Here is a 26,499-nt window from a genome sequence, read left to right as displayed (position 1 = left end):
CATGGCTGAAGTAAACGCCAAACAGGTTCTTTTCGAACCGATATTCAGTAACAACCCGATCGGGCTGCAGATCCTTGGTATTTGTTCAGCGCTCGCAGTAACCACGAGCATGAGCGTCACCATCGTTATGTGCTTGTCGGTTATCGCGGTTACCGCGTTTTCAAACCTGGCTGTATCTCTGGTGCGTACTCAGATTCCGGGAAGCATCCGGATCATCGTACAGATGACCATCATTGCCTCGCTGGTAATCGTGGTAGACCAGATCCTTAAGGCCTATGCCTACGAGATCAGTAAACAGCTATCCGTATTCGTTGGTCTGATCATTACCAACTGTATCGTTATGGGCCGTGCTGAAGGTTTTGCCATGAAGAATGGCCCTTGGTTGAGCTTCGTAGACGGTATCGGTAACGGTCTTGGCTACTCGGTCATGCTGTTGTTCGTAGCCTTCTTCCGTGAGTTGCTGGGCGCCGGTTCTTTGTTCGGTGTGACTCTGCTGACTCCGGTGAACGAAGGCGGCTGGTACATCACAAACGGTCTGCTGCTGTTGCCACCGAGTGCGTTCTTCATCATCGGTCTGGCGATCTGGGGTCTGCGTACCTGGATGCCAGCGCAGGTTGAAGAGCCGGACTACAAGATGTCCCGTCACACCCATAAGGAGGCGTTCTGATGGAGCACTATATCAGCCTGCTTCTCAAGGCGATTTTCATTGAGAACATGGCGCTCGCGTTCTTCTTGGGTATGTGTACATTCCTGGCCATCTCCAAGAAAGTTGAGGCCGCGACCGGCCTAGGTATCGCTGTTGTTGTGGTACTAACTCTGACCGTTCCGGTTAACAACCTGATCTACAACAACATCCTTCGTGAAGGAGCCTTGGCGTGGGCAGGCTTGCCAGAAGTGGATCTGAGCTTTCTGGGCTTGATCACCTACATTGGTGTTATCGCTGCCATCGTTCAGATCATGGAAATGATTCTGGACAAGTACATCCCGGCACTTTACTCCGCACTGGGTGTGTTTCTGCCTCTGATCACGGTGAACTGCGCCATCATGGGTGCGGCACTGTTCATGGTAGAGCGTGACTACACCTTCAGTGAAAGTGTGGTTTATGGCTTTGGTGCTGGTGTTGGCTGGGCTTTGGCGATCATTGCTCTGGCTGGTATCCGTGAAAAGCTCAAGTACAGCGATGTTCCGGAAGGCCTGCGTGGCTTGGGAATCACCTTCATTACTGTTGGTTTGATGTCCCTTGGCTTCATGTCCTTTTCAGGGATTTCCCTGTAATTCACCCGGTGATTCGGTTTAACGAAAAGGCGAGACCATGTATACAGAAATAATACTCGGCGTGGTCATGTTCACCGTTATCGTTCTGGCGCTCGTTGCGGTCATCCTCGCGGCGAGATCCAAACTGGTAAGCACCGGTGATGTGACCATCGAAATCAATGACGACCCGGACCATACCGTGAAAACGGAAGCCGGCGGAAAGCTTCTGGGCACCTTGGCCAACAGCGGTATTTTCCTGTCTTCTGCTTGTGGCGGCGGCGGTACCTGCGCCCAGTGTAAGTGTAAAGTTCTGGACGGCGGTGGCGCGATGCTGCCGACTGAAAAGACACACTTCACTAACCGTGAAGAGAAAGAAGGCTGGCGTTTGTCGTGTCAGGTTCCTGTGAAGCAGGACATGAAGATTGAAGTGCCAGAAGAATTCTTTGGCGTGAAGAAGTGGGAATGCGAAGTCATTTCTAACCACAACGTGGCCACTTTCATCAAAGAACTGGTCCTGAAGCTTCCAGAAGGCGAGGAAGTCGACTTCCGTGCCGGTGGTTATGTTCAGTTGGAGTGTGATCCTTACGAAATCGATTTCAAGGATTTCGATATCGAAGAAGAGTTCCACGAAGACTGGGACAAGCACGACATCTGGCGCTACAAGGCGATCAACAAAGAAGAAACCATCCGGGCCTATTCCATGGCGAACTACCCGGAAGAAAAGGGTCTTCTTAAGTTCAACATCCGTATCGCTACTCCGCCTCCGGGCAGCGACCATCCGCCAGGCATCATGTCGAGCTACGTGTTCAACCTGAAGCCGGGTGATAAGGTCACTGTGATGGGGCCGTTCGGTGAGTTCTTCGCCAAGAAGACCGACGCTGAAATGGTATTCGTCGGTGGTGGTGCAGGTATGGCGCCTATGCGTTCCCATATCTTTGACCAGCTCAAGCGCCTGAACTCGAAGCGTAAGATCAGCTTCTGGTACGGTGCACGAAGTGTTCGCGAGATGTTCTACGTTGAAGACTTTGACGGCCTGGCCGAAGAGAACGAAAACTTCGAGTGGCACGTTGCACTGTCTGACGCACTGCCAACAGACAATTGGGATGGCCCGACCGGCTTTATCCATAACGTGTTGTACGAGAACTATCTGAAGGACCATCCGGCGCCTGAAGATTGTGAGTTCTACATGTGTGGACCCCCAATCATGAACGCGTCTGTCATCAAGATGTTGAAAGACCTTGGTGTAGAAGACGAAAACATCATGCTGGATGACTTTGGAGGTTAATTAGCTCAAATGACATCCCGCATGTATGGACCCGTCAGGGTGGTTATGACCAGCGTCATTATGGCGCTGGTTGTGGCCGCCCTGGCGGGTTGCTCGTTTCAGGAAGAAGAAAAAGTTTGGGAGATCTCCGGTGGGATCTTCGGGACGACCTATCACATTAATGTCGTATTGCCGGAGGACGAAGCAAAGCTGAAGATGCTGGCGCAAGGTATCCAAGCTGAGCTGGAACAAGTCGATAACGCAATGTCGACGTGGAAACAGAGTTCTGAACTCTCCAGGCTGAACCGTCAACAGGATCAGACCGGCTGGACGACGCTGTCGGCTCCGCTGTTCGAAGTGATTCATCGCGCTCAGGAAATCTCCGCACAGACTAGTGGGGCTTTTGATATCACCATTGGGCCGGTGGTCAATCTATGGGGGTTCGGTCCGGATGCACGGCCTGAGCGTAGCCCCTCTGACGAGGAGCTGGCGAGCCTGTTGAAAGTAACCGGATGGGAGTTTTTGGAGCTAGACCCAAATACTTTGGCCATTCGTAGCGAGCAACCCCAGTACATAGACTTGTCCGGTATTGCCAAAGGTTATGGGGTGGATGTGGTCGCCCGTTACCTCGACAGCCAAAATGTTCAGGCGTACCTTGTGGAGATAGGCGGAGAGGTTCGTACCCGTGGCCACAAGCCGGATGGCGATGTATGGCGGCTGGCTATCGAAACCCCTTCAGAGCAGTCCCGACAGGTAAACAAAGTGGTCGCACTCGATGAGATGTCCATGGCCACCTCTGGTGACTATCGGAACTACTACGAATCGGAAGGTCAGCGATATTCCCATACAATTGATCCAGATACCGGAAGGCCGATTGAACATCGGTTAGCATCGGTGACGGTCATCTCGGATGACTGTATGACGGCTGATGCACTGGCAACTGCGTTTACGGTCATGGGGTTTGAGCGGGCAATGACTCTGGCTACCCGAGAAAATATTCCAGCGTATTTTATTGTAAGGGGTGAGGCTGGATTTAACGTGCATAGCACGCCGGCGTTTTCGTCTTACGTTGTCCAGTAAAGGGGGCAGGTATGAGTACCTTTTTGTTAGTTTTGGCGATTGTGGTTTTGCTGATGGTGGGGATGTCCGTTGGCGTTATTTTCGGACGTAAGCCGATCAGTGGCACTTGCGGTGGCATTGGTGCGCTAGGCATCAGTTCATCCTGTGATATTTGTGGTGGTAACACCCAGAAGTGCGAAGAGAGTCGCTCTGACTCTGCAGAACCGGCGAAAGCAGAAGATCTGGCTTACGATGCCAGTAAGATCGAAAAGTAACTGCAAGTGATCACACACACTCAATAATTAAAGCTACGCTCACGAGACGTAGATAAGGAGATACTGCGCGCATGGCAGAACATCATTACGACGTTGTTGTTATCGGCGCCGGCCCGTCAGGTGAGGGGGCGGCAATGAACGCAGCGAAGCACAATAAGCGCGTTGCGATCATTGAAGATAAGGCCACGGTAGGGGGTAACTGTACCCACTGGGGAACCATTCCCTCCAAGGCGCTGCGTCATTCTGTTAAGCAGATCATTACCTTCAACACGAACCAGATGTTCCGGGACATCGGTGAACCTCGCTGGTTCTCGTTCCCGCGTGTTCTGCAAAGTGCACAGAAGGTCATTGGTAAGCAGGTCAAGTTACGCACGCAGTTTTACTCCCGAAACCGGGTTGACCTGATTAACGGTCGTGCTGCGTTTCTGGATAAGAATCGTCTGGAAATTCGTGGCCACAAATCGGTAGAGATCATCCACTTCAAACAGGCGATTATTGCGACCGGTTCGCGCCCTTATCTGCCGCCCGATGTGGATTTCCGTCACCACCGGATTTACAACTCCGACTCGATTCTGAATCTGTCTCATACCCCGCGCACCTTGATCATCTACGGCGCAGGCGTGATCGGATCTGAATACGCGTCAATCTTTGCCGGTCTAGGGGTGAAGGTAGACCTGATCAACCCGGGCAGTCGGCTGCTGTCGTTCCTGGATGACGAGATCTCAGACGCGCTCAGCTACCACCTGAGAAACAACGGTGTGCTGGTGCGCCACAATGAGCAGTATGAAACCGTCAAAGGGGATGATCACGGCGTGGTAGTCACGCTTCAGTCCGGTAAGAAAATCCGGGCCGATGCCTTCCTGTGGTGTAATGGCCGCAGTGGCAATACCGATAACCTGGGGCTCGACAAAGTGGGTCTTGAGCCGAATAGTCGTGGCCAGTTGTCGGTAGACGATCATTACCGCACGGAAGTAGAGCATATCTACGCGGTGGGTGATGTGATTGGCTGGCCAAGCCTCGCGAGTGCGGCCTACGATCAGGGGCGTTCAGCGTCTTCTGACGTTGTGCAGGATGAGTACTTCCGCTTCGTGGATGATGTGCCGACCGGCATTTACACCATCCCCGAAATCAGCTCTGTTGGTAAAACCGAGCGCGAGTTGACCGAAGCGAAAGTGCCGTACGATGTGGGGCAGGCATTTTTCAAGGACCTGGCTCGTGCACAGATTACCGGCGAAGCCGTGGGCATGCTAAAGCTGTTGTTCCACAGGGAAACGCGGGAAATTTTGGGTATCCACTGCTTTGGTGACCAAGCGGCTGAGATCGTACACATCGGCCAGGCCATCATGAATCAGGAAGGGGAGGCGAACTCCCTGAACTACTTCATTAACACCACCTTTAACTACCCAACCATGGCGGAAGCCTACCGGGTAGCTGCACTGAACGGCCTGAACCGGATCTTCTGATTCAGGCCAGGCACCGGGCGGTCAGCTATGAGTCTGACTGCTCGGTTTCTTTGACAGGCAAGGTCACTAACGATTTAGCACGATTGTCGAAGTACATTCGGGTGCTGGTCGGGTAGTCTGTGATGATGCTGTCCATGCCCATCTCTTCCATTCTGAGCATGTCGTGAATGCGGTTTACCGTCCAGGCGGAAACATGCATGTTGCGCTTATGTGCCACTTCAATCAGATCCTTGCTGAGGATTTTCCAGTTCGCGCAGAAGTATTCGCAGCCCAGTGACGTTGCGAGGCGCAGCGGGTTTGGAAACTTTCTCTCGGCTACAAGTCCAAGGCGAATATTCTTGTCACGGCGGCGGATTTCGCGCAGAAACCAAGGGTCCGTGGAAGTGATCGCAGCGGTTTGATAAAGGTTTCGACGCTGGATAATTTCGGTCAGCCGGTTGCACAGGATATTAAGCCGGTAGCGATTGTCTTTCTTTACCTCCAGCTGCAAGTGCTCAAGGTCGGGAAAGGTGTCCAGCAACGTTTCAAGGGCTGGGATACCGGTTGGTCGTGGCCATGAGCTGGCGTTGCGCCTGGCATCCATCTGGTTGAGCTGTTCGGCTGTGTATTTGCTGATGCTGCCTTTTTCACCCGTGGTTCGGTCAACGGTCAGATCATGTACCAATACCGGTGTGCCATCTTTAGATAGCACCAAATCAAGCTCGAAATGGCGCACTCCATGCCGGTAGGCATGAACAAACCCGGGAAGGGTATTCTCAGGGGCCTCACCTTTGGCCCCGCGGTGACCATAAATGATCATTCTGTAGCGTTATCCTTTAATCGTTTGTATATGGCCTGGCGCTTTTTCCAGGTGTCGTGACATAACTGGATATCTTCCAGGTAAGCCGGCAATTCGTTCATGAGAAGGGCCTGAGGGCCGTCTACCAAGGCTTTCTCAGGTTTCGGGTGGAAGTCTACCAGTACCATGTTGGCGCCGGCGATAACGCCTTGAGCGGTGGCGTGCATCACGTCGAGAATGCCATCCGGTGAATGTTGTCGGGTGCCTACGGAATGGGACGGGTCAACGCATACCGGCATGCGGGTCAGGCGTTTTACCGCAGGTACATGGGCAAAGTCGACCATATTACGGTGCGGCTGGCCGGCTTCGGTTTTCATTCCGCGCAGACAGAAGATCACGTTTGCGTTGCCTTCGCTGGCCAAGTATTCGGCCGCATTCAACGATTCATTCAGAGTTATGCCGAAGCCCCGTTTCAGTAACACCGGGTAAGTGCTCTGGCGACCAATGGCTTTCAGCAATTCAAAGTTCTGGGTGTTGCGGGTGCCCACCTGCAGCATGACGCCCGTTGGCCGGCCCAGTTTTTCCAGGCAGGTATCAATTTCTTCAATGTGGCTTTCATGGGTGATCTCCATCGCCACCACTTTGATGCCATGCTTGCCGGCTTTCTCGAACACCCAGGGCAAACAACCTTGTCCGTGCCCTTGAAACGAGTAGGGGTTGGTTCGGGGTTTGTAAGCCCCCATGCGCGTGCAAATCTGACCGTTCTCTTCCAGCGCCTTCATCATGATCTCAACGTGTTCAGGCACATCCACCGCGCACAAACCAGCAAAGACGTTCAGATTGTTCTGGGTAAAGTCGACACCGTTGTAGCGGAACCCGCTTTGGCGGTTGTCGTCTTTGTGACGCCCCAGAATTCGGTAGTCTTCGGAAATACGGATGGCTCTCTCAACGGCAGGTAAAGCCTCAATCTCGTCTTTATCCAGAGGTTTGGTGTCGCCCAGCAGGTAGATTTCGGTCAGCCGCTGACTCGCACCTTGAACTTCGTGTACCCGCAGACTCACTCCGGGTAAGTTTTCCAGGTAGTGCATTGTCTGGCGGTAGGCTTCGCTATTCAGTTCAGTATTGGGGTGAAGAATGGCTAACATGCTGAAGATCCTCGATCTAACGGGCGATCACTGCCGCTGCATGGCCGTGCTGCACATTACGCAGCGTTGGCCTGCTGGCGAACCTGGTTTTCCAATTCAATCTGGTCGGCTGAGAATCGGCGAATACCGTCGGCAAGTTTCTCGGTTGCCATGGCATCTTCGTTGGATTCCCAGCGGAAGAGTTTTTCATCAATCGGGCCGATAACGTCGCTGCTGGTAGCCGATTCAGCGATCAGCTTGCGTGTTAACTGCCCGTTGTCGTCCTGAAGCTGCTGCAGCAGGGCGGGGCTGATCGTCAGGCGATCACAGCCAGCCAGCATTTCGATCTCTCCGGTGTTTCGGAAGCTTGCGCCCATCACCACGGTGTTGAAGCCGTGGGCTTTGTAGTAATTATAGATCCGTGCAACGGATTGTACGCCGGGATCTTCCGCGGGCGGGTAGCTATCGCGGCCAGAATTGGCCAGATGCCAGTCAAGAATTCGGCCCACAAACGGGGAAATCAGGTGCGCACCGGCTTGAGCACAGGCCACGGCCTGAACAAAAGAGAAAAGCAGCGTCAGGTTGCAGCGAATGCCTTCTTTCTCAAGCTGCTCGGCCGCCAGAATGCCTTCCCAGGTAGCGGCGATCTTGATCAGAACGCGGCTGGTATCGACACCTTGCTGATCGTAAAGCTCGATGATCCGGCGTGCGCGTTTGAGGGTGGCCGAGGTATCAAAGGATAGGCGAGCATCCACTTCGGTGGAGACCACGCCCGGGATAAGGTTCAGGATTTCTTTGCCTGCCAGCACCGCCAACATATCGGTTGCCAGCGTCAGTTGATCGGCAGAAGAGCCACCTTGCCGACTGGCCATCATGATGGCGCTGTCCAGCATTGGGCGATACGCTTCTGAAGTCGCTGCCTTCAGCAGTAAAGACGGATTGGTGGTTGCGTCTTCCGGCCGCCATTGGGCAATGGCGTCCAAGTCGCCGGTGTCTGCAACCACCGTTGTCATGGTTTTCAGTTGGTCTAGCTTGTTTGTCATTCGTGCTGTCGTCCAGATTGATAGTTGTTATTGAGGTGTTCTGCTCCGGAACACCTTCGTAACGTCTACAATAACGGCAGCTTACAACAGGAACAAGACAACTAATGGCTGGTGGGCCGTCAGTTTTCCATTACGGCTTCTGGCTCGCGCACTTTTGCGAGCGCCTGCTCAATCACTTCCAGGCCGGAGCCTGGCTTGTTGGCATTCTCGCTCAGATGGCGCCGGAATTGCCGACCGCCCGGCATACCTAAAAATAGCCCCATGATGTGGCGGGTAATGTGGGTGAGGTAAACGCCCCGATCCAGCTCTTTCTGAATGAACGGGAACATCGCCCGAAGTGCCTCGTGGCGGCTGCCGACTGGTGCAGCCTCGCCGAAGAATTCGGGGTCTACTTCGGTTAGCAACCACGGGTTGTGGTAAGCCTCTCGGCCCAACATGACGCCATCGGTGTGGCGAAGGTGATCGTGGCATTCTTCAATGGTTTTGATGCCACCGTTAATGATGATTTCCAAATCGGGATATGTCTGCTTCAGACGGTAGACCCAGTCATACTTCAGCGGCGGGATGTCGCGGTTTTCCTTCGGGCTAAGCCCCTCGAGAATGGCTATCCGGGCGTGTGCAATGAACGTGTTGCAGCCGGCGGCTGAAACCTTCTCGATAAATTCGCACAGCTCTTCCCACGACTCCCGGCCATTGATGCCAATTCGATGCTTTACGGTCACCGGCAGGTCGGTGGCCTCTTTCATCGCGGCCACACCTTCGGCCACTTTATCGGGGTGACCCATCAGGCAAGCGCCTATCATGTTGTTCTGAACCCGATCGCTCGGGCAGCCCACGTTCAGATTGACTTCGCTAAAGCCAAACTCCTGAGCGAGCTTCGCACACTGAGCCAGTTCACCGGGATTGCTGCCGCCCAGCTGCAGGGCCAGGGGATATTCGGATGGGTCATGCCGAAGAAAACGCTGGGTATCGCCATGAATCAAGGCACCAGTCGTCACCATTTCCGTATAGAGCAGGGCACGACGACTGAGAATACGCGCCAAATAGCGGAAATGAGGCGTGGTCCAATCCATCATCGGTGCAATGGAGAAGCGTCGGGATGGCTCAAGCCCAGTGTTTTCGGGAGATGTTTGATCGATCATTAATTGCTCAGGTTTGCCCGTTTGAGGCGCCAATTCTATCAGGAAAACGGATCGATTGATTGAGGGGATGTCCTTAGCCGTAGTGCTTCCGAAGATGCTTCAATTTTATTGAACATTACGGTCAAAACGTTCCGTTTTCATTGCGCAGACCCAGTAATTATAGTGAATCCATCGAACAGCGCAGTTGAAACGAATCAAGAGGAGGTCCTGCAATGATTGAACTTAGACCCCACAAAGAACTGGGCGGCGCGCACCACGGTTGGCTCGACACTCGTCACCACTTTTCGTTTGCCGAGTATTACGACCCGAACCGCATGAACTGGGGAAATCTGAGAGTGTGGAATGACGACACCATCGCTCCGCATTCAGGATTCCCGCGCCATCCGCACCGCGACATGGAAATTATTACCTATGTTCGTAAGGGCGCGATTACGCACCAGGACAGCCTGGGCAATCGAGGCCGTACCGTGGCCGGCGATGTGCAGGTGATGAGCGCAGGCACAGGCATTGCGCACAGTGAGATGAACGAGGAAGACGAGACTACTCAGATCTTCCAGATCTGGATCATGCCGAATGAAACCGGTTTGCCGCCAGCGTGGGGCACGAAGCCGTTTCCTAAGGGTGAGCGCAGTGGTTCATTCGTGACTCTCGCCAGCGGTTTGCCAGAAGACACTGAAGCGTTGCCGATTCGTACGGACGCTCGAATGGTGGCTGCAACCCTGGAGGCCGGCCAGAGCACTGACTATAAAGTGGCTCCGGGCCGAAAGGTCTATCTGGTCCCCGCGACCGGTCAGATCGAGGTCAATGGCGTTGTAGCCAATGCCGGTGACGGCGTTGCCATTCGCGATGAAGAGTTGCTGACGGTCAAGGCTAACGAAGACAGTGAAATTGTGCTAGTGGACGCGGCTTAAGCGCGACAAAATCAAACGACACGAAAAGGGGATTCAAATGACTAAGGTTCTGGTTCTTTACTATTCCATGTACGGCCATATGGAAACCATGGCCCACGCAGTGGCTGAAGGCGCTCGTGCTGTTGCCGGTGTAGAGGTAACAGTCAAGCGTGTGCCGGAAACCATGAATGCCGAAGCCTTTGCTGCTGCAGGTGGCAAGGTCGATCAACAAGCGCCTGAGGCTACGCCTGCAGAGCTGGCCGAGTACGATGCGATCATCGTGGGCACGCCCACTCGCTTCGGCAACATGGCGGGTCAGGTGCGTACGTTTTTTGATCAGACTGGAGGCCTCTGGGCGAAAGGCGCTTTGGCAGGCAAGGTAGCGAGCGTGTTCACCTCTACAGGTACCGGCGGCGGTCAAGAGATGACGATCACCTCCACCTGGACCACGTTGGCGCACCACGGCATGATCATTGTGCCCATTGGTTACACGGCACCGGCGTTGTTTGATATTTCTAAAGTAAGCGGTGGCACACCTTATGGTGCGGCAACCATTGCCGGTGGTGACGGTTCACGTCAGCCGGATGAGCGTGAGCTGGGTATTGCTCGCCATCAGGGTGAGCACGTTGCTCAAATTACCGCTAAGCTGAAAGGGTAACTGGCCCTCACGGTGCCTTTTGGAGTGGCGGGACTTCTCTCGGCGCCATGGCTCTATGTGAGTCATCAAGTGCTAGTGATGTCACGGCCAACTGCTTCACAATGTGGGCAGTTGGTCGGCTATCGAACTGGCTAAATACTGTGGATTGTTCTATATCGATTAAGGGGGTTTTATCCAAGTATCGCCGTAAGTTATGGCTAGATCGGGCGATGATGTACTTAGACTTTTCGCGATCTGGGGTGGCCGCTGCTTAGCTGGTAATCTCCTAGGATCAAAGGTAGTCTCAAGTCATAATGCTTCTCCTTAAGGGATAAGAATGAATCGCATCCTTGCCGAATTGGCGGATCAACAAAAAATTCAAGACATGATCGCCAACCATGAGCCCTTCATGGATATATTGGCGGAGGTTACCCGAATGGTGGGGCGGCAAATGCCGGGTGCCATCGTGACCTTTATGTTGTATGACTCAGTCGATGATACTCTAAGGCTGGTGGCCGGAGACGGGCTCTCTGAAGCTTATAAGTCGGCTATACAGCGCAAGAAAATTGGGCCTGAAGTAGGCACTTGCGGCAGGGCAGCGTTCCTGCGGGAAGTTGTTGTTACCCATAGCATTGCCGATGATCCTAACTGGGATGCCTATCGGGAAGCCGCGCTGAAAGAAAACCTGAAATCTTGCTGGTCCGTCCCGGTGATGATGACCAACGACGAGCTTTTAGGCACCTTCGCAACCTACCACCCCAAGCCCAGTTCGCCCAATGACGACCAGCTTGTATTGATCACGCGTGCTGCCGGGCTTCTCGCTTTTGCCCTAGCGCGACAGCAGGACCAGCGTGCACTTCGCATTCAACGCCAACGCTACCAATCCCTCTTTACGTATCACCCGGATGCCGTTTTCGAGCTCGACCTGAATGGCTGCTTTGTGGCGGCTAACCGGGGCTGTGAACTTATCGCCGGGTTTTCTGAGGAGAATATTCTTGGGCTTCACTACGAAACGTTCGTAAAAGAAGAGCATCGTGAGGTTGCCGAGCAAGCGTTTAAGCTGGCCTGCGACGGAATACCACAACATTACGAAGTCATCGCCTATCACGCCGCTGGTGACGAGTATCTGCTTGAGGTTACAAACCTGCCGATCGTGGTGGATGAAGAAGTTGTGGGTGTGTACGGCATTGGCAAAGACATAACGCGTGAAAGAGAAAGCGAACTGAAGTTGCACTTTCAGCGCACCCACGACCTTCTCACGGGCCTGGCCAATCGAGCTGGTTTCGAAGTCCGGTTGGCTGAGGATTACCGTTTGTCGAAAGGGCGTGTAGCCGTTCTTCTGATCAATTTGGACGGTTTTGCCTCGATTAACGATGGCCTTGGGCATACGGTGGGTGACCATTTACTGCAGGCGGTGGCGAACCGGCTGGCCGACGGGCTTGAGCCCGGGGACTTTCTTGCCCGGTTTGCCGGGGATGAATTTGGTGTGCTGTTGACTGATCGGGGGCGAGTTCAAAACACCCTCCCGGTCGTTGAAGCTTTGCTCAGCTTGCTCGCCCGCCCGTTTGTTATCGATGAACATGTTCTTCATATCAGCGCCAGCATCGGCGTAGCGTTGGGGCAGGTCTCGTCGCGCGACGGCGGAGCATTGATTCAGCACGCCCACATGGCGGTCCGGGAAGCCAAAGCCCAAGGCCGGAATACCTGGGAGTGGTATGCCGGCGAAACGGATTCATCGATACGTGAGCACATTGCACTCAGGCGCGAGTTGTTAGACGCGGTCATTCACAATCAACTGGTGCTTTACTATCAACCTTTGGTGGATGCCCGCACGGGCAAAATGACGGCTTTGGAAGCGCTGGTGCGTTGGCAGCATCCGGAACGTGGAATGGTGCCGCCGGGAGACTTTATTCCTTTGGCAGAGCGCACAGGCCAGATCATTGATCTCGACCGCTGGGTGTTGCGGCAAGCCTGCAAAGACCTGCACATCATCAATGCGGGTCGTGATGAGCCTCTAACGGTTGCGGTCAATATCTCGCCGGTGCACTTCCGTCGAAATGGGTTCTTTGATGAAGTGAGCCAGACCCTTGAAGAAAGTGGTCTTAGCCCCGAGAAATTGGAGCTGGAAGTGACCGAAGGGTTGATGATGGCGGGCTCGGAAAAAGCCATTGAACTGCTTCAGAATATCCGGAATCTCGGCGTTAAAGTGGCCATCGATGATTTCGGAACAGGCTTTTCAAGTTTGAGTTATTTGCGCCAGTTGCCCATCAACAAAGTAAAGATAGATCGAAGTTTTATCCAGGATATCGCGGGCGGCAGAGAGAATGCGGCGATTGTGGAAGGCATCATCACCATGGCTCACCATCTTGGCTTGGAAGTGGTGGCAGAGGGTATTGAAACTCCCGCGCAACGAAACGACCTTGTTCAGCGCCGCTGCGATCTTTTACAAGGTTTCTACTTCTCCAGACCGGTGCCGTTGGCCGAACTTCTTAAACTGCCTCATCAACTGCCGGTCGCGTAAATGCGGTCGCGCAGGTCCAGCGTGCGTGGCACGCCATTCTGCGTGCCAAGGGTTCGCTGGCCTTCTCTTGTCGTTTTGACGGCCGCATTGTTGTTGCCGCTGCGAGCCGACGCCTTCGACTGGTCGTTTATTGTAGAGCGGGGGACGATTGGCCTGGATTTGCCGGACACCCAGTCGGGGGCTTGGCAATTGACGGGGATTCGCGCCGATTTGTCTGGTGTTTCCCTTGCCGTAAACTTTTCGGGAACCGGTTCACTGGCGGAGCGAAGCACCGTTTCCGGACATGTCAGCGTGCGTGTGGCGGAGCTCAAGCACCCGCAATTTAAGCCACAGGCTTGGCAATTCGAGGGTAGGGCGCAGGGCACCTTGGCAGACCTGAACCTTAAAGGCCAAGTGCGCGCGGACTCTGGTTTGGTTGCGAATGTGGTTATCAGAAACGTCACCGGAGAATTTTTTGCCGGCCGGTTCGCACTGAATCTGAGGGGGGAGCAGATCCAAAAGGTACTGGCCGCAACGTTGGCCGATTGGCCGGAACCTCTGGAAATCTCCAGCGGCGAAGTCAACGCCTTTACCACCGTGCGCATTGAGCCCGATGCCCCGCTGGCCTTAGAAAGCAGCTTTGAGTTTGAGCGTGTTAATGGGCTGGTTGGCACCACTGCCGTTACCGACCTGAGTGGGCAGCTTCGGGTAAGCTTGGAAGACAGTGAACTAACGGCCAGCACCAGCGATCTGACCATCACCAAGATCAACTCCGGTATCGGCATTGGGCCGCTTCGTTTGCTCGCCGACTATCGGGCGCCGCTGGTCGATCTGTTCGCGGGCGTGCTCAACATCCAGCAGGCAAACGCCGACTTTCTGGATGGACGCTTGCGAGTGGCTCCCCGTTCCATCGACTTATCCGCCGACCCCTGGCAATTGCCCATTGATGCGTATGACGTGTCACTGGCCAAATTGCTGCAGGTGTACCCGGCTGAAGGGCTTTCCGGTACGGGCCACCTTACAGGGCGCATACCGGTGTCGGTTGGCTCCGCAGGAATTGAAGTGGCTGAGGGCCGAATGGCTGCCGAATCGCCTGGCGGCATAATACGCCTACCCGCCGAGCGCCTGAAAGCGATGCTGGGTAGCAGCCAGGGGATGGAGCAGGTGGTGGAAGCTTTGCAAAACTTTCACTATAAGGTGCTCAACAGCACGATAGACTACGATAGTAAGGGGAGATTGGTATTGGGCTTAAGGCTTGAGGGCCAAAAAGCCAGCGATCGCAGGGAGCAGCCCATCGTGCTCAATCTCAATCTTGAAGAAGATATCCCGGCCCTGTTAACCAGCCTGCAGTTGAGTGGCAGGGTCAACGAAGCCGTAACGGAACGCGTTCGGGAGCGACTGAAGCAAACCGGACAGGAGACAGCACCATGATCAATGTATCGCGGCTGCGCCGGCCGCTTGCGATCACCACCTTATGGTTGGCGATTTTGCCCATAGGGATAATCGCCTGCACGCCAACGGTGCAAATGGCCGCACCCAAAGAACCGATTACCGTAAACCTGAACGTAAAGATCCAGCACGAAATCTACGTAAAAGTGGATAAAGACGTGGATGAACTGTTCAGCGAAAAAGGCCTGTTCTGAAACCAAGCAGGCAATCTCAAGAGCTGAGCAAGGAGGTTAACGATGAAACAACTGACACAACTGAGCGCCTTTCTGTTGGCCATGGTTCTCGCTATTCCAGCGCTCGCCATGGGTTTAGATGAGGCCAAAGACAAGTTGGAGTCTGTAAAACAGCAAGGCCTGGTGGGCGAAACCCCAACCGGTTATCTGGACGTTGTTCGCGCAACAGGCGATGCCCGCGAGGTGGTCGAAGCCATTAACCAAGCCCGCCGCAATGAATACACGCGCATTGCCGAAAAACACGCCATCCCGGTCACCCAGGTGGAAACCGTCGCCGGTAAGAAAGCAATCGAAATAACCCCCAGCGGCCAGTTCGTGCTGATTGAGGGGCAGTGGGTGAAGAAATAGAATCTCCTTTTTCGGGACATCGGGTTTGAAAGGGGAGTTTCATGCACAGCGATTGGCTGATTGGAATCGACTTGGGTGGCACCAAAACCGAAGTCATCCTGATGGACCGGCAAAGCAACGAACACTTCCGGCAGCGCGTGCCGACACCGGCCGGAGATTACCGCGCTACCCTTGAAACCATTCAGACGCTGGTGCTGGCGGCCGAGTTAAAGGCCGGGGTAGGCGGTTTGCCCGTGGGCATTGGCATTCCCGGAAGCATTTCCGGTATCACGGGTAAGGTGAAAAACGGCAACTCCACCTGGCTCAACGGCCAGCCGATGAAAGACGATTTGAGCACCCTGTTGGAACGGCCGGTAACCGTCACCAACGATGCCAACTGCCTGGCACTATCCGAGGCGACAGACGGGGCCGGCAAAAACCACAACGTGGTATTCGCCGCCATACTGGGTACCGGATGCGGTGCCGGTGTTAGCGTGAATGGCCGAATACTCACCGGCCCTAACGGAGTAGCGGGTGAGTGGGGCCACAACCCCTTAGCCTGGACCCCACAAACCGAACTGGACCAGCGCCCCTGCTTCTGCGGCCGCTATGGCTGCAACGAAACCTTCCTATCTGGCACCGGGCTATCACTGACCCATCAATTCCTGCACGGCCAGAACCTACCCGCCAAAACCATCACCGAAAACGCCCTCCAAGGCGATAAAGCTGCGAGCGAAACACTGAACCACTACCTAGACCATCTAGCCTGCGGCCTGGCGGCTGTCATCAACGTGCTAGACCCAGACATCATCGTGCTGGGCGGGGGTATGAGTAATGCCGAGCAAATCTACCAAGAGTTGCCGGAAAGGCTGTCTCGATATGTATTCGGTGGGGAGTGTGGTACTCCGATCGTTCGAGCTGAGCATGGGGACTCTAGTGGGGTGCGTGGGGCGGCTTGGTTGGGGAGGCATAATGGTTCAACATAACTTGCATAAAAAGTTTACTGGATCCATGTGGCAGTGGTCGCTAATTGTCCCTTGTAAGGAAAATAACTTCGGTGATTTTCGAAATTCGAATAGACGGTAGAGGTGAAATTGATCCCTGAAATCCTCTGAAAATGAAACCTCGTTACGGGAAGCATAAAAAGGTGTTTCTTTGGCGAATGCGGTTGTTTTCACCTCAATGAATCTTTCCTCCCCAGACGTTTCAAAGGACAAAATGTCGTATCCAAGACCATCACCCTGAGATTTCGAAACGTGTTCGATGCGGTTAGCTAACTGCTTTTTACCTGACGACCTTAATCGGTATTCTTCGTACTCCATAGCCAACAACTCTCCTGCGTATCCCAGTGCAGAGTTTCGGGCTTCTTGAGCAAGGTAATCTCTTTTCGAGGCAACGCGATTGGGGGCATATGTGGGGCGTGCTTCTTGAATTTTTGATGCAGGTTCGGGAGCCTGAACCAAAAGATTAGCAAACTGAACACCGCTAGGAACAAAGGCTGGCTGCTGGACTGCAGCTTGAGATGCATGGTCGAAATCAGAGTGTGAATTGATCCAGTCTTCGACATATACCGCTAGGGCTTGCTGGTAATTACCTCGAGGTTTGTAGCCTGGTATCCAGAAACAGTTCAGGTCACGCAGAACTGCACTGATATTCTGGTGTTTAAGCTCAACAGCACCGTTGCTTCGCCCATTTAGTTTTTGTAGCAACTCCCTTCGGTGAGAGGTTTTGTTGTACCGCTGGCCAGCAAGCTCAAGGGTCAACATCTTCATGTAGTCGGCAACTGTTAGCGCTATTTCTTTTTCGCTCCAATGACTTGCCTTGGGCATGGTAAATTCTCCATTGCTACAACTAATCGAAGGCGGTGACATATTGTCTTAGTGATAAGGATATAACAAATAACGTTTTCTTAAACTCTTTCTAGGCCCCGTTAGATGACGGGGTGAGGCAAAAGTTACCTATGCCGGTGACCGTTGGGATGGCGGGGTGCGTGAGTTTTCCGGTTGTGTTGTTGCGACATATAGCTACGGTGATGTGCTCCTGAACGGTAGTCGCAGGTAGTCGATCTTCTCATGGGAGAGACGCCGACCAGTGAAAGCTGGGAGGGCTAGAAGAGTTAAGAGTCGGGGTCACTGGAGGATAACAGAGCCATAATAGTCGAATGACGATTCTATTGACGCGTTTGAGTTGTGAGTTGGTGAACGCTGTGTGGCGAGGCTACGCTCTATGACTCGTATAGAGTTATGACGACTGCAGTAATGTAGATTTTCTCCACTTTAATTAATGGTATTGGTTAGCAGGCGTGTTCCGAATCGAGCCCGCACCCCACTCCTCCTGCCTCTGCCGAAAACTATCCAAAATCTGTTTCTTAGTGCCGTCTTCCTCAATCTTCCTTAGTACTTCAGGCAAGGCTCTGGCCAATTCCCCATGGCGCCGGTTTAGATAGTGGTAGAGCTCAAAGGTCGCCAGTGGCTCCTCAATAAGGTGCAGGCCTGTCAGATCTTTTTGTGCTATTGGGTCAAACTGTTCAATAAAGGTAAACAAAGCGACATCGACGCGTTTGGATTCAAGCAAACTAAGCGCTTGTTTGTTGCTGTTGGCGTACACGGGTGTCATCCCCATATTTTTGGCCGTTAACCCGGAAATGATGTTGCCTCGGCGCACAGCAACGGCACGTGTCTGTTCCGGAGGAAGGTCAAGTAGGTGTTCTTCGTTTTTGCGAACAACGGCCTGCAAGGTGCCGTGAAATAGAGCGTACTCAACGCGAAGGAGGTTCGGGTATAGCTGCGCTGCGTGATCAATGCGGAACAGGTCGCCGTCTAGTAGCCCCGTATCCGCCATCATCAAGGCTCTGAGTGAAGGTGTGATGAGTGTAGAGGCCTCCACGCCTAGCCGCTGATAGGCAAGTTTAAGTATTGCCGAGGCTGCAGCCGTGGTGGGGTCGTCAAAAATCGCTGCAATTTGAACGCGGTCAGGCAGTTCGGCACTAGAGCCGGCGGGGATAATTAAAAACGCTGCCAGTACCCAGGCGTAATAGCGTTTGTTGGTGAGCATGACTGCATCACTCATTTTACGGGATCGGCTGTCTCGAAGAGGCAGGCCTCTCTTTGGGCTTGGCAAGCCAGTGGGAGCTACAGAAAGTATAGCAGGCGCATTAGCCGTGATTTTGATTCATTTGGCGCGGGTACTTTGCCGGCGGCACCTTCCGGTTTATTGAAAGGGCGCCGCACGAGGTTTTCAGGCCAGAGCTTGTGTTAAATCAGCGATCAGGTCTGAAGCGTCTTCCAGCCCTACCGACAGGCGCAGCATGCCATCCCCGATGCCCCGTTTCAGGCGTTCTTCCCGGCGGAGACCGTGGTGGCTTGTAGCGCTGGGCTGGCTCACGAGGCTTTCTACACCGCCCAGGCTGGTGGCGAGCAGAAATACGTTAAGGCAATCAGCAACCTTCGCCGCTGCCTCTTGGCCGCCTTCTACTTCGATGCTGAGCATGCCGCCGAAACCGGTCATCTGGTTGCGAGCCAAATCGTAGCCTTCAAACGAGGGCAGGCCGGGGTAGTGCACTTTGGTGACTTTCGGGTGAGCTTCCATGGCCTGAGCAACCGCCATTGCATTCTCGTTGTGCTGGCGGATTCTGACCGGCAGGGTACGAAGGCTGCGAGACAGCAGGGCGGCTGTTTCCGGGGCAATAAGTTGACCCAGATTTTTTCGCCAAGTGGCGACGGGCTTGGCAAGTTTGGCCGAGCTCATCAGCGCGCCTGCGGTGATGTCGCTGTGGCCGCCCAGGTATTTGCTGGCGCTGTGCAGTACCAAGTCAGCGCCTAGTTCTAAGGGTGTCTGGTTGATGGGGCTGGCAAAGGTGTTGTCTACCGCAACCAATGCGCCGTGCTGATGAGCGGTGGCGGCGATGGCGCGTATATCCAGAATGGCCATGTTGGGGTTGGCGGGCGTTTCAAAGTACACCAGCTTGCCGGGGGTGTTCAGGTGTTCTGCCAATTGAGTTTGTTCTTCACGAAACAGGAAGGTCACCGGAATGCCTAAAGCCTGACATTGCTCGATTAAAAAGGCTTGAGTGCCACCGTAGAGGTCGCCCACGCACACAATACCGTTGCGCCCGTGGGTGAGCAGGGTCGCGGATATGGCAGCCATGCCGGAGGCAAACGCGAGTGCCGATTCAGCCTTCTCCAATCCGGCCAGCCCTTGTTCCAGCTCCTGAATGCTGGGGTTGGTGCCCCATCGAGTGTACAGGTAGCCTTCGCTGCGACCTTCGATCATATCCAGCAGGGCGGCGGTGTTCTCGAACCGGTAGGTGGTGGTGTTGTAAATCGGTGAGTAGGGGCTGCCGAACGCGTCTTTATGGCGTCGATTGTGAATGATGCGTGTGGCGGGGCCTTGATCTTCTGGCTTGCTGTCTGGATTGCTCATTGACGTTCCTGTTGGCTGGCTGCAGAGTGTGCTGAGCTGTAAACTGATTTGTACTGGGTATACTACCAAAAACCCAAGCTCACTCCGTAACGTATAGAAGGAAGAAACCTTGTCTATCAAATTGACCGAGTTCAGCCATGGTGCTGGCTGTGGCTGCAAGATTGCTCCAGACGTTCTTGATCGAATTCTGCACACGGATATGCCGGACTTTCATGACCCCAAGTTGTTGGTAGGTAACGACAGCCGGGACGATGCAGCGGTAGCGGATATCGGCAACGGTGTGGGTGTCATCAGTACGACAGACTTCTTTATGCCGGTGGTGGACGATCCTTATGATTTCGGCCGAATTGCCGCTGCGAATGCGATTAGTGATGTATACGCCATGGGCGGTAAGCCGGTGATGGCGATTGCGATTCTGGGCTGGCCTGTGAACGAGCTGGCGCCAGAAATTGCGGCCAAAGTGATTGATGGCGGCCGTGCGGTGTGTGCTGAAGCGGGCATAGCGTTGGCCGGTGGCCACAGTATTGATTCCCCTGAGCCGATCTTTGGTCTGGCCGTTACTGGGACGGTGAACGTAGACCGCATTATCCGTAACGACACGGCAAAGGCGGGTGATCTTCTGTATCTGACCAAGCCGCTAGGTGTGGGTATTCTGACCAGTGCCTCCAAGAAGGGTAAGGTGGCGCCTGAAGACTTGGCTGTCGCGGTTGAGAATATGTCTACCCTGAACAAAGTGGGTGAGGTTTTCTCTCAGATCGAAGGCGTGAGTGCGATGACGGACGTCACAGGCTTCGGTCTGGCCGGTCACCTGCTGGAAATCTGCCGTGGTAGTGGCGTGAAAGCGACTCTCAGTCGTAAAGCCATTCCCACTCTGCCGAATCTCCAGCCATACATTGATGCTGATTGTATTCCGGGCGGTACGCACCGCAATGCGGCGGCCTTCGGTAAAGCGATTGCCGGCATGTCCGATGCCGACAAACTGTTGTTCTGCGATCCGCAAACCAGTGGTGGCTTGATGGTGAGCGTGGCCGAAAGTAGCCGGGAAGCGTTTGAAGCCGCTGCCCGTGAGCAGGGGCTGGATCTTCAGCCAATGGGGCGTTTGGAAGCAGCAGGTTCTGAAGAGGCTTTGGTGATTATCGAAGACTGAGGCGGGCATTAAAAAAGCCGCGCTGGGTTTAACCCTGGCGCGGCTTTTTTGATTATGCGTTCCGGGTAACGCTGACCACCTTCAGGTGAATCGGCTTGCGGCCCTTCATCGGCCATTCGATGCTGTCACCAATGCTCAAGCCGAGCATGGCAGCACCTGCCGGTGCCAGGATGGATACGTTGTGGTCGCTGTCGCCCACTTCGTGCGGGTAGACCAGCATCATCTCGTGTTCTTTTTTTGCGTCTTCGTCCACAAAGCGGATAATCGAGTTCATGGTCACGACGCCTTCTGGCATTTCGCTCAGAGGTTTCAGGTCTGCGCGGCTGAGCTCGTCTTCCAGGCCGTCTACCACAACGGATTGTCCAGCCATGCGCTCAATCAGAGTGCTCAAGCGGTTGTAATCTTCTTCTGCAACTACGATTGAAGGTAATTCAGCCATAGGAATCTCCTGAAAATTCTCGAAAAAATACAGTGTGGTTTAAGCGCTGAATCCGGATGGGGGGTGGAGTGGATTCAGCGAAATCAGAGGCGTATAACAGCCCTGCCGGTGTTCTCGAAAGAAGACCGCAGTGCGATGATTGGTGTATGAATGCCGTAAATCGGGGTGTTCACGTTGTTCACATTACGCCGTTTTGGAAAGCAATATCCTGAATCTAACTCTCGGGGAACAAAATGGCAACGGTTATAAGGTCTATGACATGCAGGTAGTCGTTCAAGCGCTGGTTCCGGTGTTTGTTTTGATCATGTTGGGGCATGTGCTCAGGCGGATTGATTTCCCCGGTGGCGATTTCTGGCCGCAGGCAGAGCGCTTCACTTACTACATACTTTTCCCCGCCATGCTGGTGTTCAAGCTGGGGCAGGCGCGGCTTCCGGTGTCGGCCTACGCTGATACTGCTTTGCTGATTGTTTCTATGCTGGTGGCCATGACGTTGGCCTTGGTGGCCGTTCAATTGGTTTGGCGTTGGAGCGGGCCGGTGTTTTCTTCGGTCTACCAAGGGGCGATTCGGTTTAACTCCTACGTCGGGTTAGCGGCTGGCGGTATGCTGCTTGGCGACGACGGCTTGTCGTTAACGGCCATCGCCGTAGCCATCATGGTGCCCATGTTGAATCTGTTGTGCATTCTGATGTTTTCGCTGGTGGCAGGCCAAGACAAGATCAGTATTAGGCAGGTATTGCGTGCAATTGTGACGAACCCGCTGATTGTCGGCTCGGTGCTAGGGGTTATCTGGAGCTATTTCGAGATCGGGTTTCATCCGCTGTTGGCGGGCACGCTTGAGCCTTTGAGTAACCTGGCGTTGCCTATGGGCTTGATGACGGTGGGTGCTGGCCTGCAGTTGAGTGCATTGCGTGGGGCTTCTGCACCGTTTTTGGTGTCTTCAGTACTCAAGCTTCTGGCGTTTCCGTTGATGGCGGTCGGCCTGGCCTGGATGCTGGGGTTAAGCGGGTTGTTGGTGCAAGTGGCGGTGTTGCTTGCGACTCTGCCAACCGCCACCTCAGCGTATATTCTGGCGCGCCAGTTGGGCGGCGACGCGCCGCTGATGGCGGGCATTATCAGCGGGCAGACCCTGTTGGCAATGGTGTCTATCCCGCTGATGCTCAGCTTACTTTGGTAAGCATTCGAGGACAGCATCTGCAATGGATTGCTGGAACTCGATGTAACCGTTAGCGGTCGATTCAATATCGGTCGCCAGCGGATCCCAAGTGCTGAACGTGACATTGAGCCCCTCAGTGATTGAGCGCCACCACTGGCGGTTAAACTGGGGCTCGGTGAGCAAGCAGGGTTGATTGGCCTCGCGCAGTTTATTTTGCACCTCCGCGATGTGCCTGGCTCCTGGCGACAGTTCGGGGTTGAGGGTCAGTACGCCGGCCAAATCGAGTTCGTAGTGTTCGGCAAATCGTTCTAGCGCGCTGTGGTATGCGAACAGGCTGGTGCCCTCGAGTTGGTTCAGGCTTTCTTTAATGCGCTGTTCTGCTGTGTGCAGGTTCTGCTCAAAGTCTTTCAGGTTGGTGTCTAGCTCAGAAGTGTTGATGCCTTCGAGCGTGCTCAGCTTGGCATGGATGGCTTTTGCCATTTCCAGTGCCATGTGTGGGTCAACCCAAACGTGCGGGTCGTCGCCGTTACCGTGATCGTGGCCATGATGCTCGTGGCCATGTTCGTGGTGCTCATCTTTATCGTCTGAGGTGGATTCTGTAAACGCTAGCACTTTGCCTGCGAATTCCTTTCCACCCAGCAGGCGGCTGAGGAAGGTTTCCATGTTTGGCCCCACCCAGAAGATCGCATCGGCTTGTTCCAGTGCGCGGCGTTGCGATGGCTTCATACTGTAATTGTGTGGGCTGGAGCCGGGGGGCACGATGGTCGACACGTTCATGTTGTCGCCCGCAACCGCTTTAACGACGAGTTCGATCGGTTTTATGGATGCGACGATGTTGGTCGCGGATACCGGCGTGGTGGCAGCTAAGGCGGCCAAGCCAAGGGCGAGGGTGGTTTTGGTGAAGCTCATGGTGGGGTCCTGCAGTTCGTTTGATACGTTATAATATAACAATGTTTGGGCTGCTGGCAAAACCTGATCATGCGAAACCGAGTTAGGCTCGCTATAATGCGTAACTTATTTATCGGCCACTTATTTTCAGGATGGTTTCATGACAGTACGTACTCGAATTGCCCCGTCGCCCACGGGCGACCCTCACGTTGGTACCGCCTACGTGGCCTTGTTTAATTTGTGCTTTGCACGCCAGCACGGTGGCCAGTTTATTCTGCGGATTGAAGATACCGATCAGGTACGCAGTACGGCCGAGTCTGAGCAGGATATCCTCAAAGCGTTGCGTTGGTTGGGCCTAAACTGGGACGAGGGTCCCGATGTGGGCGGCCCCCACGGCCCGTATCGCCAGTCTGAGCGTAAGCACATGTACGCCCAATACGCCGAAGACCTGGTAACGGCTGGCCATGCTTTTTATTGTTTCCGTACCCCGGAAGAGCTCGATGCGATTCGGGAAGAGCGCAAAGCCAACGGTCAGAACCCGGGTATCAAGGGGGATCTTGAGCTGTCGCAGGAAGAAGTGAAGCGCCGCCTGGATGCGGGGGATTCCTATGTGATTCGTATGAAGGTGCCCGATGAAGGCGTGTGCGAGATTCAGGACATGCTGCGTGGCACCATCGAGATTGATTGGGCTCAGGTAGATTGCCAGATTCTGTTGAAGTCAGACGGTATGCCTACGTACCACCTGGCCAACGTGGTAGATGACCACTTGATGGAAATCACCCACGTGCTGCGTGGTGAGGAGTGGATCAACTCCGCGCCCAAGCATAAGTTGCTTTACGAGTACTTTGGCTGGGATATGCCTGAGCTGTGCCACTTGCCGCTGTTGCGTAACCCGGACAAGAGCAAGCTCTCTAAGCGTAAGAACCCTACCAGCATCAATTTCTATGAGCGCATGGGCTTTTTGCCGGAAGCGGTGACCAACTACTTGGGCCGTATGGGCTGGTCTATGCCGGACGAGCGCGAGAAGTTTTCACTGGACGAGATGATTGAAAACTTCGATATCCAGCGTGTGTCGCTGGGTGGCCCGGTCTTTGACGTTGAGAAGCTGCGTTGGTTGAACGGCCAGTGGGTTCGTGACGACCTGAGCGACGAGCAGTTTATGGCTCGCTTGCGTGACTGGTGGTTCAACGAGGATGCTTTGAAGGCTCTGGTTCCGCACATTAAGGGCAGGGCAGAGGTGTTTTCAGATGTGGCCCCTATGGCGCAGTTCATGTTCAGCGGAATGCTGGACCTGAAGCCGGAAGACTTCGAGCATAAGAAGTTGGAGGAAGCACAGGTTAAGCGGGTGCTGCAGTTTACTCTGTGGCGGCTGGAAGCTCAGCGCCACTGGAGCAAGGACACCATCTTTGCCGATATCAAAGCGCTGGCGAAGGCGATGGATTTGAAGATGGGTGATTTCATGTTCTCGATCTTCGTCGCGATCGCCGGAACGCCGAATTCTTGGTCGGTGATGGATTCGATGGCGCTCTTGGGTCCGGACATGACTCGCGCTCGTTTGCGCAGTGCGTTGGATGTTTTGGGCGGTTTTTCCAAGAAAGAAACCAAGAAAGTAGAGAAAGAATACGCCGCTTTGGATGTTTGATGAGCGGTTTGTTTGTTAATTGAACGATGGCGACAGGGAAGTCGAAAAAACTTTAAAAAAAGCAGTGTTGGGTGTTGACGGCCTAGGGGCGGATCCTTAATATACGCATCCGTTGAGGGGCCATAGCTCAGCTGGGAGAGCGCAACACTGGCAGTGTTGAGGTCGGCGGTTCGATCCCGCCTGGCTCCACCAATTTCTAGTCCCCTTCGTCTAGTGGCCTAGGACTCCGCCCTTTCACGGCGGCAACAGGGGTTCGAACCCCCTAGGGGACGCCAATACGGCTTCACGGTTTAGTCCACCGGGAAGCCATCAAAAAAACCGCCTTCGGGCGGTTTTTTTGTGTCTAAAAGAAAGTAATCGACTGGGGCCAGACCCCACGGGTCTGACCCCCAAATCTGAAGAGTCTAAGCCATCACCGAACCGCAATAGCACCCTTACCAACACCCTCATAAGCCTTCACGCGAATCTTGTCTTCAGGGAACTCAGCCTTCAGCACGTCGGCCATATGCGCGGCGATCAACTCTACGGTCGTGTCCGTCTCCAGCATGTATACACGGCTCTCGGGCAGGGTCAGGGCAAACTCACCCTGGTTGGCTTCGTATTCAAAGCTGATGTAGTGCTGCCCGTCGTCGCCCACAAAGCGGCGGGTAACGTCTTCTTCCGTGCCTACGTAGATGTCTTCCCACAGTTTGGCCCAGCGCTTTTCCAGCTCGGTGTCGCGCTGACCGTTACGGTCAATACGAATGGGGGAGCGGTGGCCGTGCGCAATGCGCTGGCAGTTGCCTAAGTGCTTTTTCAGGCCGTGGACGTAGTGGTAATAAGCGCCCTCGATCACGTCTTCGCGCAGGTTGATTTCTACGGTTGTAACGTTGCCGGGCAGTACGGCTTTCAATTCTTTTTCCAGCAGGGCGGCCACGGCAGGCTTCGCCACTCGGTCGGCTGACAACCACACGACTGCTTCGTCCGGTGAGGTATGGGTTATATGGCTGCCGTCTGTCAGATCCCAGCGGAAGGTGTGGGGTTGGTCTTCGTTCCAGTGCAGGCCTTCGTAGCCTCTCGGAATCACCAGTCGATGGTCTACACGCTCATCAATAACCCGTTTGATGGTGCGTTTGACGTTACTGAAATCAAAGACCATGCCTTGGTCGTCCAGCTCGCCGCCGAGGACCACGTCGGCAATCCAGCTTTCGCCTACAAGGCCCCGAGTCGGGTCTAGGTAAGCGAAGTCAATCACAGTGAGGTTGTCGACGAAAAGATGGTTCATGAAGGGCCTGGCTATATTGGTTGCATGGTGGCGTGATTCTAGCAAAAATCGTGATCTTCAGCAGTTTGCAAATGAGAACGTCTAACAGGAGGCTGCATCATAGCCA

At 54.2% G+C, this 26,499-nt stretch carries 26 protein-coding genes and 2 tRNA genes; 18 read left to right on the top strand and 10 right to left on the bottom strand.

Annotated features, from left to right (window positions below; genetic code table 11):
- Nucleotide 1 precedes the first annotated feature (1 nt).
- From ACNQ6O_RS09030 to sthA, 6 genes are all read left to right on the top strand, one after another.
- A complete protein-coding gene (locus tag ACNQ6O_RS09030) occupies nucleotides 2–667 on the top strand; it encodes an NADH:ubiquinone reductase (Na(+)-transporting) subunit D (RefSeq protein ID WP_418052898.1) in 666 nt (221 codons plus the stop codon).
- On the top strand, nucleotides 667–1,275 hold the full coding sequence (nqrE, locus tag ACNQ6O_RS09025) for an NADH:ubiquinone reductase (Na(+)-transporting) subunit E (RefSeq protein ID WP_133005927.1): 609 nt from the start codon (nucleotides 667–669) through the stop codon (nucleotides 1,273–1,275). Before ACNQ6O_RS09030 ends, nqrE begins: the two co-directional genes overlap by 1 nt.
- Nucleotides 1,276–1,312: 37 nt before the next feature.
- Complete coding sequence (gene nqrF, locus ACNQ6O_RS09020; RefSeq protein WP_418052897.1) at nucleotides 1,313–2,539, top strand: NADH:ubiquinone reductase (Na(+)-transporting) subunit F; 1,227 nt, start codon at nucleotides 1,313–1,315, stop codon at nucleotides 2,537–2,539.
- Nucleotides 2,540–2,548: 9 nt separating this feature from the next.
- Nucleotides 2,549–3,598: an FAD:protein FMN transferase gene (locus ACNQ6O_RS09015; protein ID WP_418052896.1), complete on the top strand. Its 1,050-nt coding sequence runs from the start codon at nucleotides 2,549–2,551 to the stop codon at nucleotides 3,596–3,598.
- A gap of 11 nt (nucleotides 3,599–3,609) precedes the next feature.
- A complete protein-coding gene (nqrM, locus tag ACNQ6O_RS09010) occupies nucleotides 3,610–3,852 on the top strand; it encodes a (Na+)-NQR maturation NqrM (protein ID WP_418052895.1) in 243 nt (80 codons plus the stop codon).
- A gap of 71 nt (nucleotides 3,853–3,923) precedes the next feature.
- Nucleotides 3,924–5,315 (top strand): Si-specific NAD(P)(+) transhydrogenase, encoded by a 1,392-nt coding sequence (gene sthA / locus ACNQ6O_RS09005; RefSeq protein ID WP_418052894.1) that lies wholly within the window; start codon nucleotides 3,924–3,926, stop codon nucleotides 5,313–5,315.
- A 25-nt stretch (nucleotides 5,316–5,340) separates the two neighbouring features.
- Here sthA and ACNQ6O_RS09000 read toward each other — a convergent pair whose 3' ends face one another.
- The 4 genes from ACNQ6O_RS09000 to dusA form a co-directional block, all read right to left on the bottom strand.
- A complete protein-coding gene (locus tag ACNQ6O_RS09000) occupies nucleotides 5,341–6,114 on the bottom strand; it encodes a glycerophosphodiester phosphodiesterase (RefSeq protein ID WP_418052893.1) in 774 nt (257 codons plus the stop codon).
- Nucleotides 6,111–7,238: a 3-deoxy-7-phosphoheptulonate synthase gene (locus tag ACNQ6O_RS08995; protein ID WP_418052892.1), complete on the bottom strand. Its 1,128-nt coding sequence runs from the start codon at nucleotides 7,236–7,238 to the stop codon at nucleotides 6,111–6,113. Before ACNQ6O_RS08995 ends, ACNQ6O_RS09000 begins: the two co-directional genes overlap by 4 nt.
- A 56-nt stretch (nucleotides 7,239–7,294) precedes the next feature.
- Entirely contained in the window at nucleotides 7,295–8,260 is a 966-nt protein-coding gene (gene tal, locus ACNQ6O_RS08990; protein WP_418052891.1) for a transaldolase, read from the bottom strand.
- Nucleotides 8,261–8,379: 119 nt separating this feature from the next.
- Nucleotides 8,380–9,402 carry a tRNA dihydrouridine(20/20a) synthase DusA gene (gene dusA / locus ACNQ6O_RS08985; RefSeq protein ID WP_418052890.1) on the bottom strand — a complete coding sequence of 341 codons (1,023 nt, stop codon included), beginning with the start codon at nucleotides 9,400–9,402 and terminating at the stop codon, nucleotides 8,380–8,382.
- Between the two features lie 212 nt (nucleotides 9,403–9,614).
- Between dusA and ACNQ6O_RS08980 the strand changes: the two genes are divergently transcribed.
- The 7 genes from ACNQ6O_RS08980 to ACNQ6O_RS08950 all read left to right on the top strand — a co-directional run bounded on the left by ACNQ6O_RS08980 (nucleotide 9,615) and on the right by ACNQ6O_RS08950 (nucleotide 16,424).
- Nucleotides 9,615–10,313, top strand: a complete 699-nt coding sequence (locus ACNQ6O_RS08980; RefSeq protein ID WP_418052889.1) for a pirin family protein — start codon at nucleotides 9,615–9,617, stop codon at nucleotides 10,311–10,313.
- 37 nt (nucleotides 10,314–10,350) lie between these two features.
- Complete coding sequence (wrbA, locus tag ACNQ6O_RS08975) at nucleotides 10,351–10,950, top strand: NAD(P)H:quinone oxidoreductase (RefSeq protein WP_418052888.1); 600 nt, start codon at nucleotides 10,351–10,353, stop codon at nucleotides 10,948–10,950.
- A gap of 316 nt (nucleotides 10,951–11,266) precedes the next feature.
- Nucleotides 11,267–13,450 (top strand): EAL domain-containing protein, encoded by a 2,184-nt coding sequence (locus tag ACNQ6O_RS08970; protein ID WP_418052887.1) that lies wholly within the window; start codon nucleotides 11,267–11,269, stop codon nucleotides 13,448–13,450.
- Nucleotides 13,451–14,860 carry an intermembrane phospholipid transport protein YdbH family protein gene (locus tag ACNQ6O_RS08965; RefSeq protein WP_418052886.1) on the top strand — a complete coding sequence of 470 codons (1,410 nt, stop codon included), beginning with the start codon at nucleotides 13,451–13,453 and terminating at the stop codon, nucleotides 14,858–14,860.
- Nucleotides 14,857–15,072: a YnbE family lipoprotein gene (locus ACNQ6O_RS08960; RefSeq protein WP_418052885.1), complete on the top strand. Its 216-nt coding sequence runs from the start codon at nucleotides 14,857–14,859 to the stop codon at nucleotides 15,070–15,072. The genes ACNQ6O_RS08965 and ACNQ6O_RS08960 overlap by 4 nt, the downstream gene beginning before the upstream one ends.
- A 42-nt stretch (nucleotides 15,073–15,114) precedes the next feature.
- The gene (locus ACNQ6O_RS08955) at nucleotides 15,115–15,459 is read left to right on the top strand and encodes a YdbL family protein (protein WP_418052884.1); all 345 of its coding nucleotides are present in this window, start codon (nucleotides 15,115–15,117) and stop codon (nucleotides 15,457–15,459) included.
- A gap of 41 nt (nucleotides 15,460–15,500) precedes the next feature.
- Entirely contained in the window at nucleotides 15,501–16,424 is a 924-nt protein-coding gene (locus ACNQ6O_RS08950) for an ROK family protein (RefSeq protein ID WP_418052883.1), read from the top strand.
- Here the strand turns inward: ACNQ6O_RS08950 and ACNQ6O_RS08945 are convergent.
- The 3 genes from ACNQ6O_RS08945 to ACNQ6O_RS08935 all read right to left on the bottom strand — a co-directional run bounded on the left by ACNQ6O_RS08945 (nucleotide 16,416) and on the right by ACNQ6O_RS08935 (nucleotide 19,860).
- Entirely contained in the window at nucleotides 16,416–17,267 is an 852-nt protein-coding gene (locus tag ACNQ6O_RS08945; RefSeq protein WP_418052882.1) for a DUF3883 domain-containing protein, read from the bottom strand. The genes ACNQ6O_RS08950 and ACNQ6O_RS08945 overlap by 9 nt on opposite strands.
- A 451-nt stretch (nucleotides 17,268–17,718) precedes the next feature.
- Entirely contained in the window at nucleotides 17,719–18,507 is a 789-nt protein-coding gene (locus ACNQ6O_RS08940) for a substrate-binding periplasmic protein (RefSeq protein ID WP_418052881.1), read from the bottom strand.
- 168 nt (nucleotides 18,508–18,675) lie between these two features.
- Nucleotides 18,676–19,860, bottom strand: coding sequence for a trans-sulfuration enzyme family protein (locus tag ACNQ6O_RS08935; RefSeq protein WP_418052880.1), 1,185 nt, complete (start codon nucleotides 19,858–19,860; stop codon nucleotides 18,676–18,678).
- Between the two features lie 109 nt (nucleotides 19,861–19,969).
- Between ACNQ6O_RS08935 and selD the strand changes: the two genes are divergently transcribed.
- Complete coding sequence (selD, locus tag ACNQ6O_RS08930; RefSeq protein ID WP_418052879.1) at nucleotides 19,970–21,007, top strand: selenide, water dikinase SelD; 1,038 nt, start codon at nucleotides 19,970–19,972, stop codon at nucleotides 21,005–21,007.
- Between the two features lie 52 nt (nucleotides 21,008–21,059).
- Here the strand turns inward: selD and rnk are convergent, their stop codons facing one another.
- Nucleotides 21,060–21,446: a nucleoside diphosphate kinase regulator gene (rnk, locus tag ACNQ6O_RS08925; protein WP_418052878.1), complete on the bottom strand. Its 387-nt coding sequence runs from the start codon at nucleotides 21,444–21,446 to the stop codon at nucleotides 21,060–21,062.
- A gap of 259 nt (nucleotides 21,447–21,705) precedes the next feature.
- Here rnk and ACNQ6O_RS08920 point away from each other — a divergent pair, with 259 nt between their 5' ends.
- Nucleotides 21,706–22,620 (top strand): AEC family transporter, encoded by a 915-nt coding sequence (locus ACNQ6O_RS08920; RefSeq protein WP_418052877.1) that lies wholly within the window; start codon nucleotides 21,706–21,708, stop codon nucleotides 22,618–22,620.
- Here ACNQ6O_RS08920 and ACNQ6O_RS08915 read toward each other — a convergent pair.
- Nucleotides 22,609–23,508: a zinc ABC transporter substrate-binding protein gene (locus ACNQ6O_RS08915; RefSeq protein WP_418052876.1), complete on the bottom strand. Its 900-nt coding sequence runs from the start codon at nucleotides 23,506–23,508 to the stop codon at nucleotides 22,609–22,611. The genes ACNQ6O_RS08920 and ACNQ6O_RS08915 overlap by 12 nt on opposite strands.
- Nucleotides 23,509–23,647: 139 nt before the next feature.
- On the opposite strand from ACNQ6O_RS08915, the gene gltX reads away from it, so the two are divergent.
- From gltX to ACNQ6O_RS08900, 3 genes are all read left to right on the top strand, one after another.
- Complete coding sequence (gltX, locus tag ACNQ6O_RS08910) at nucleotides 23,648–25,129, top strand: glutamate--tRNA ligase (protein WP_418052875.1); 1,482 nt, start codon at nucleotides 23,648–23,650, stop codon at nucleotides 25,127–25,129.
- A gap of 116 nt (nucleotides 25,130–25,245) precedes the next feature.
- Nucleotides 25,246–25,321, top strand: a tRNA-Ala gene (locus tag ACNQ6O_RS08905).
- Between the two features lie 7 nt (nucleotides 25,322–25,328).
- A tRNA-Glu gene (locus ACNQ6O_RS08900) sits at nucleotides 25,329–25,404 on the top strand.
- Between the two features lie 137 nt (nucleotides 25,405–25,541).
- Here the strand turns inward: ACNQ6O_RS08900 and ACNQ6O_RS08895 are convergent.
- On the bottom strand, nucleotides 25,542–26,393 hold the full coding sequence (locus ACNQ6O_RS08895; RefSeq protein ID WP_418052874.1) for a 6-carboxytetrahydropterin synthase: 852 nt from the start codon (nucleotides 26,391–26,393) through the stop codon (nucleotides 25,542–25,544).
- Between the last annotated feature and the right edge of the window lie 106 nt (nucleotides 26,394–26,499).

The sequence above is a fragment of the Marinobacter sp. SBS5 genome (genome assembly GCF_048285575.1).
Taxonomy (GTDB): domain Bacteria; phylum Pseudomonadota; class Gammaproteobacteria; order Pseudomonadales; family Oleiphilaceae; genus Marinobacter.
Note: the sequence above shows the minus strand (reverse complement) of the source record. Positions and strands in the feature narration are given on the sequence as shown.

Coding starts and splice junctions, on each gene's coding strand:
- ACNQ6O_RS09030 (WP_418052898.1), top strand. CDS start 2: ATGGCTGAAGTAAACGCCAAACAGGTTCTTTTCGAACCGATATTCAGT.
- nqrE (WP_133005927.1), top strand. CDS start 667: ATGGAGCACTATATCAGCCTGCTTCTCAAGGCGATTTTCATTGAGAAC.
- nqrF (WP_418052897.1), top strand. CDS start 1,313: ATGTATACAGAAATAATACTCGGCGTGGTCATGTTCACCGTTATCGTT.
- ACNQ6O_RS09015 (WP_418052896.1), top strand. CDS start 2,549: ATGACATCCCGCATGTATGGACCCGTCAGGGTGGTTATGACCAGCGTC.
- nqrM (WP_418052895.1), top strand. CDS start 3,610: ATGAGTACCTTTTTGTTAGTTTTGGCGATTGTGGTTTTGCTGATGGTG.
- sthA (WP_418052894.1), top strand. CDS start 3,924: ATGGCAGAACATCATTACGACGTTGTTGTTATCGGCGCCGGCCCGTCA.
- ACNQ6O_RS09000 (WP_418052893.1), bottom strand. CDS start 6,114: ATGATCATTTATGGTCACCGCGGGGCCAAAGGTGAGGCCCCTGAGAAT.
- ACNQ6O_RS08995 (WP_418052892.1), bottom strand. CDS start 7,238: ATGTTAGCCATTCTTCACCCCAATACTGAACTGAATAGCGAAGCCTAC.
- tal (WP_418052891.1), bottom strand. CDS start 8,260: ATGACAAACAAGCTAGACCAACTGAAAACCATGACAACGGTGGTTGCA.
- dusA (WP_418052890.1), bottom strand. CDS start 9,402: ATGATCGATCAAACATCTCCCGAAAACACTGGGCTTGAGCCATCCCGA.
- ACNQ6O_RS08980 (WP_418052889.1), top strand. CDS start 9,615: ATGATTGAACTTAGACCCCACAAAGAACTGGGCGGCGCGCACCACGGT.
- wrbA (WP_418052888.1), top strand. CDS start 10,351: ATGACTAAGGTTCTGGTTCTTTACTATTCCATGTACGGCCATATGGAA.
- ACNQ6O_RS08970 (WP_418052887.1), top strand. CDS start 11,267: ATGAATCGCATCCTTGCCGAATTGGCGGATCAACAAAAAATTCAAGAC.
- ACNQ6O_RS08965 (WP_418052886.1), top strand. CDS start 13,451: ATGCGGTCGCGCAGGTCCAGCGTGCGTGGCACGCCATTCTGCGTGCCA.
- ACNQ6O_RS08960 (WP_418052885.1), top strand. CDS start 14,857: ATGATCAATGTATCGCGGCTGCGCCGGCCGCTTGCGATCACCACCTTA.
- ACNQ6O_RS08955 (WP_418052884.1), top strand. CDS start 15,115: ATGAAACAACTGACACAACTGAGCGCCTTTCTGTTGGCCATGGTTCTC.
- ACNQ6O_RS08950 (WP_418052883.1), top strand. CDS start 15,501: ATGCACAGCGATTGGCTGATTGGAATCGACTTGGGTGGCACCAAAACC.
- ACNQ6O_RS08945 (WP_418052882.1), bottom strand. CDS start 17,267: ATGCCCAAGGCAAGTCATTGGAGCGAAAAAGAAATAGCGCTAACAGTT.
- ACNQ6O_RS08940 (WP_418052881.1), bottom strand. CDS start 18,507: ATGAGTGATGCAGTCATGCTCACCAACAAACGCTATTACGCCTGGGTA.
- ACNQ6O_RS08935 (WP_418052880.1), bottom strand. CDS start 19,860: ATGAGCAATCCAGACAGCAAGCCAGAAGATCAAGGCCCCGCCACACGC.
- rnk (WP_418052878.1), bottom strand. CDS start 21,446: ATGGCTGAATTACCTTCAATCGTAGTTGCAGAAGAAGATTACAACCGC.
- ACNQ6O_RS08920 (WP_418052877.1), top strand. CDS start 21,706: ATGCAGGTAGTCGTTCAAGCGCTGGTTCCGGTGTTTGTTTTGATCATG.
- ACNQ6O_RS08915 (WP_418052876.1), bottom strand. CDS start 23,508: ATGAGCTTCACCAAAACCACCCTCGCCCTTGGCTTGGCCGCCTTAGCT.
- gltX (WP_418052875.1), top strand. CDS start 23,648: ATGACAGTACGTACTCGAATTGCCCCGTCGCCCACGGGCGACCCTCAC.
- ACNQ6O_RS08895 (WP_418052874.1), bottom strand. CDS start 26,393: ATGAACCATCTTTTCGTCGACAACCTCACTGTGATTGACTTCGCTTAC.